This window comes from Paenisporosarcina sp. P5_A11 (assembly GCF_056400705.1).
The window spans coordinates 1-4493 of the sequence record NZ_JBFUKT010000224.1 but is presented as its reverse complement, the minus strand read 5'-3'; the positions used below and the strand labels follow the sequence as shown (position 1 = coordinate 4493).

The 4493-nt window shown below is 38.0% G+C and carries 2 protein-coding genes and 1 pseudogene; all 3 read left to right on the top strand.

Annotated elements, in window-relative coordinates; all coding sequences use genetic code 11:
- Positions 1–46: 46 nt before the first annotated feature.
- Positions 47–1894 (top strand): annotated as a pseudogene (gene mutS, locus AC1DOS_RS18200) (DNA mismatch repair protein MutS); the annotation flags it as partial.
- 24 nt (positions 1895–1918) lie between these two features.
- Complete coding sequence (mutL, locus tag AC1DOS_RS18195) at positions 1919–3712, top strand: DNA mismatch repair endonuclease MutL (protein ID WP_477538637.1); 1794 nt, start codon at positions 1919–1921, stop codon at positions 3710–3712.
- A gap of 228 nt (positions 3713–3940) precedes the next feature.
- On the top strand, positions 3941–4493 hold a 553-nt coding region (locus AC1DOS_RS18190; protein ID WP_477538636.1), incomplete at its 3' end, for an MEDS domain-containing protein.

Sequence of the window (4493 nt, the reverse complement as noted above, 5' to 3'; positions counted from 1 at the left end):
CCACTTGCACCTAACATAAGTGCAGCTGCCAGCCCTTTGCCATCTCCAATACCAAGAAAGAGAAGAACTGTTAACGATTGATTTTCATTCGAAACGAAATTTGGAATTAGTTCAGTCACTTCGTGGTGGTGATCAAAAAGGATCATTATATTGGTTACTGGATGAAACGATGACATCAATGGGGGGACGAAAGCTAAAACAGTGGCTACACCAACCATTAGCAAATCGTGTGAAAATTGAAGAGCGTCTTGAAATTGTAACCGAAATGCTCGAAGCTTATTTTGTTCGTGCTGATATAAGAGAAAGCTTGAAAGAAGTGTATGACTTAGAACGTTTAATTGGTCGCATCTCCTTTGGCACTGCGAGTGGTAGGGATTTAAGTCAATTGAGACAATCACTTCTTCAAATTCCACTAATAAAAGAGCAATTGAAAGAAAGTACAAAACCAGCATTAATTAAAGCAGCACAGCAATTAGACGAATGCGTGGGACTTTTATCTTTATTAAAAGAGGCGATTGCCGACCATCCACCCCTCTCTGTTAAAGAAGGGGATATCATTCGCGACGGTTTCAATGAGCGATTGGATGAGCTTCGTTATGCGAAGAAAAACGGCAAAGACTGGATTGCTGCGCTCGAACTAAAAGAAAGAGAGCGAACAGGGATTAAAGGACTCAAAATCGGATATAATCGGATTTTCGGATACTTTATCGAGATTACCAAGTCAAATATTCATTTAGCTGRTCTGACGCGCTACGAACGAAAGCAAACCTTAGCCAATGCGGAACGCTATATCACAGATGAGTTAAAAGAAAAAGAATCATTAATTTTAACTGCAGAAGAAGAAAGTTTGGCTCTAGAGTATGCTCTTTTTGTAGATATACGTGAACAAGTTAAACAATATATCCCACAAGTTCAACAGCTTGCCGCAAAAGTAAGTGAACTTGATGTGTATTCTAGTTTTGCTGAAGTGTCGGACCATTATCGTTTAACCAAACCAACGTTCCATGAAGGGTTGGAATTAAATATTGTTAACGGCCGTCATCCTGTTGTTGAAAAAATGATGAATAAACAACATTATGTACCCAATGACTGTGCCCTTACTACTAAAGAAAATATGTTATTGATAACAGGCCCAAATATGTCTGGTAAGAGTACGTATATGCGACAAGTGGCCATTACCGTTATCATGGGTCAAATGGGCTGCTATGTACCCGCAGAAGAAGCCCTGTTACCTATTACGGATCAAATTTTCACACGCATAGGTGCAGCAGATGACCTTGCAGCAGGACAAAGTACTTTTATGGTTGAAATGCTTGAGTCCACTTATGCAATAACTCATGCTACAGAGAGAAGTTTATTATTGTTTGATGAAATTGGTCGGGGCACATCTACGTATGATGGAATGGCACTTGCACAAGCCATGATGGAGTATATTCATACTGAAATTCGTGCCAATACCTTATTCTCGACGCATTATCACGAATTGACTCAATTAGAACAGCAATTAGATAAATTGAGGAATGTACATGTAGCCGCAGTCGAACAAAATGGGAAAGTCGTCTTTTTACATAAAGTGAAAAGTGGACCTGCAGATAAGAGTTATGGAATACATGTTGCAGAACTTGCACAGTTACCTGAAACGATCCTCGCGCGAGCTCGTGACATTTTGAAAGAGCTTGAGTCAGTTAAGGAACATGAAAACAAGGATAATTCGACCACAGTTAATGAACAACTCACTTTCTTCCAAGAATCTAAGAAAGAACCTGAGAATATAGCAAAAGAACCAATCCAGGACGATTTATTATCATCGATTCGAGATTTAGATATATCAGGGACAACACCGATGAAAGCACTTCAATTTTTATATGAACTGCAGCAAAAAATCGGCAAATAAGTTTTTGTGAAAGGAGTAGATCCCATGGGATATATACGCTTAATGGACGAACCCTTATCGAACAAAATAGCTGCGGGAGAAGTAGTAGAACGGCCTGCGTCTGTTGTTAAAGAGCTTGTAGAAAATGCGATTGACGCCGGAAGTACTTCAATTGATATATATCTAGAAGAAGCGGGTTTACAAACCATTCAAATAACCGACAACGGGAGTGGGATGGATGAAGAAGATGCGATTCTATCTTTTTCAAGACACGCGACGAGTAAAATAGCAAATGAACATGATCTTTTCCGTATACGCACACTTGGTTTCCGAGGAGAAGCACTTGCCAGTATTGCATCTGTAGCTAAAGTAGCATTATGGACTTCTGATGGTTCTACTACTGGGACAAGTATTGAGATTGAAGGTAGCCATGTAAAGAAACAACAAGCAGGTGCACTTCGAAAAGGAACGGATATTAAAGTTTCCCAACTGTTTTTCAATACACCAGCTCGATTGAAATATATGAAAACCATTCAAACGGAACTAGGACATATTATCGATTTAATTAATCGATTGGCACTTTGTTATCCATCTATTGCGTTTAAATTAAGACATGGTGAACAAGTGCTCCTCCATACAAATGGCCGAGGTGATTTACAACAAGTAATAGCGGCAATCTATGGAMTGGCAATTGCAAAGAAAATGATTCCTTTTGAAGGCGAATCATCTGACTATCGCATACATGGCTATGCATCCTTACCAGAAATCACACGTGCATCAAAAAATTATTTGACGCTATTTGTAAATGGGCGATGGGTTAAACATTATAGTGTTCAACAATCAATCGTCAATGCGTATCACACGTTTTTACCTATTGAACGGTACCCACTCGTCATCATGAATATCGTAGGTGATCCCTATTTGACGGATGTGAATGTACATCCATCTAAACAACATATACGATTAAGCAAAGAAAAAGAGTTGCAACAATTAGTCGAAGACACAATTCGCAACAGTATTCGTTCCGTAATGAGAGCACCAGAAATTGCTGAAAAGCCTAAAAAAGCACTTGTATCAAGTGAACAAATGGATTTATGGAAGTCTAAACCTGTTCAGCCAAAGTATTCGGAAAATCAACCGATGCATACGTTTAATAAAACACCAGAAACATTAATGGTAAAAGAACCAGTGGAAAATCATCAAGAATCATTTGTTCCTCCAATCGAAAACATGCAAGCCGTTTCTTCAAAAGAACCATTCCCTGAACTTGATATCGTGGGACAAATTCATGGCACTTATATCGTTGGCCAAAGTGTAGATGGGTTTTATTTAATTGATCAGCATGCTGCACAAGAACGAATTAAGTATGAATTTTTCCGCGACAAAGTGGGGGATGTTGATGCAGGTGAGAGACAGTCTTTGCTTATTCCTTTGTCGATGCATTATTCAGCAGATGAAGCTTTGCGCTTAAAAGAATATGCTAATCAACTCGAAGAAGTCGGTGTTTCGCTCGAAGAATTTGGACCTACAACATTTATTGTACGGGATCATCCAGTATGGTTTCCTAAAGGTTTTGAAGAAGAAATAGTCAAAGAATTAGTGGAACAAGTGCTGACTAATCGAAAAGCTGACGTTAAAAAGTTACGGGAAGATGCAGCGATAATGATGAGTTGTAAACGTTCGATTAAGGCCAATCACTATTTGACAAAAGATGATATGATAAAGCTCTTATTTGATTTAAGACAAGCCGAACATCCATTTACTTGTCCACACGGAAGACCTGTTATTGTTCATTTTTCCACGTATGAAATTGAAAAGATGTTTAAACGAGTTATGTGAAATTTTTTAGGATTACCATACACTTTCATTAAAATAATCTAGTGAAAGTAACTCTAAAAGGCACTGCAATTTGCAGTGCTTTTTCAATTCTGAATTTTATCCCAAAATAGAGAAACCATTTCCGTCTTTACCTATATATAGGTAAAAAATGGATGCTGGCAAAAACCATTTCTCGTTTTACAGAATTCTAGTATAATTGTGAGAATACAGAAGAGAAGGAATGATTACATGAAAAGCAAAATGAATCAGTTGTTTGAAACCCAAAAGAATGTTCATGTGCTGTATTCGTTTAATGAAATGGAAAATTACATGAAACAGGTTTTGAGTTACATCATAGATGGAGTTGCGGCGGGAGATTACGTTATTCTTATTGAAAATGACCGTGTTTACCCTATTATTTATAAAGAACTAAGCAATCGTTTAGCGGAGGATCAAATGAAGTTCGTTCACTTTGTAAACAGCTTCGATTTCTATTTTTCAAGTGGCAGTTATCATCCACCTGCAATCGCTGATTACTTTAATAAGATGGTACAACCCTACTCGGAAAATAAAATCTCTTTCCGATCATGGGCACATGTGGAGTGGGCTACTATGGAAGAGCCGCTTCATCTCATAGAAGATTTTGAGAAAATTGTAGACGAAGCTGTAAATCAGCTGTCATTTCCATTAATTTGTGCGTATGAAGGAAAGAGAATGCCCGACTACCTCAAAACGATTTTGATGGAAACACATCCATATGTTCTAATGGAAGATGAATTAATCGTCTCAGAACAATATCAGC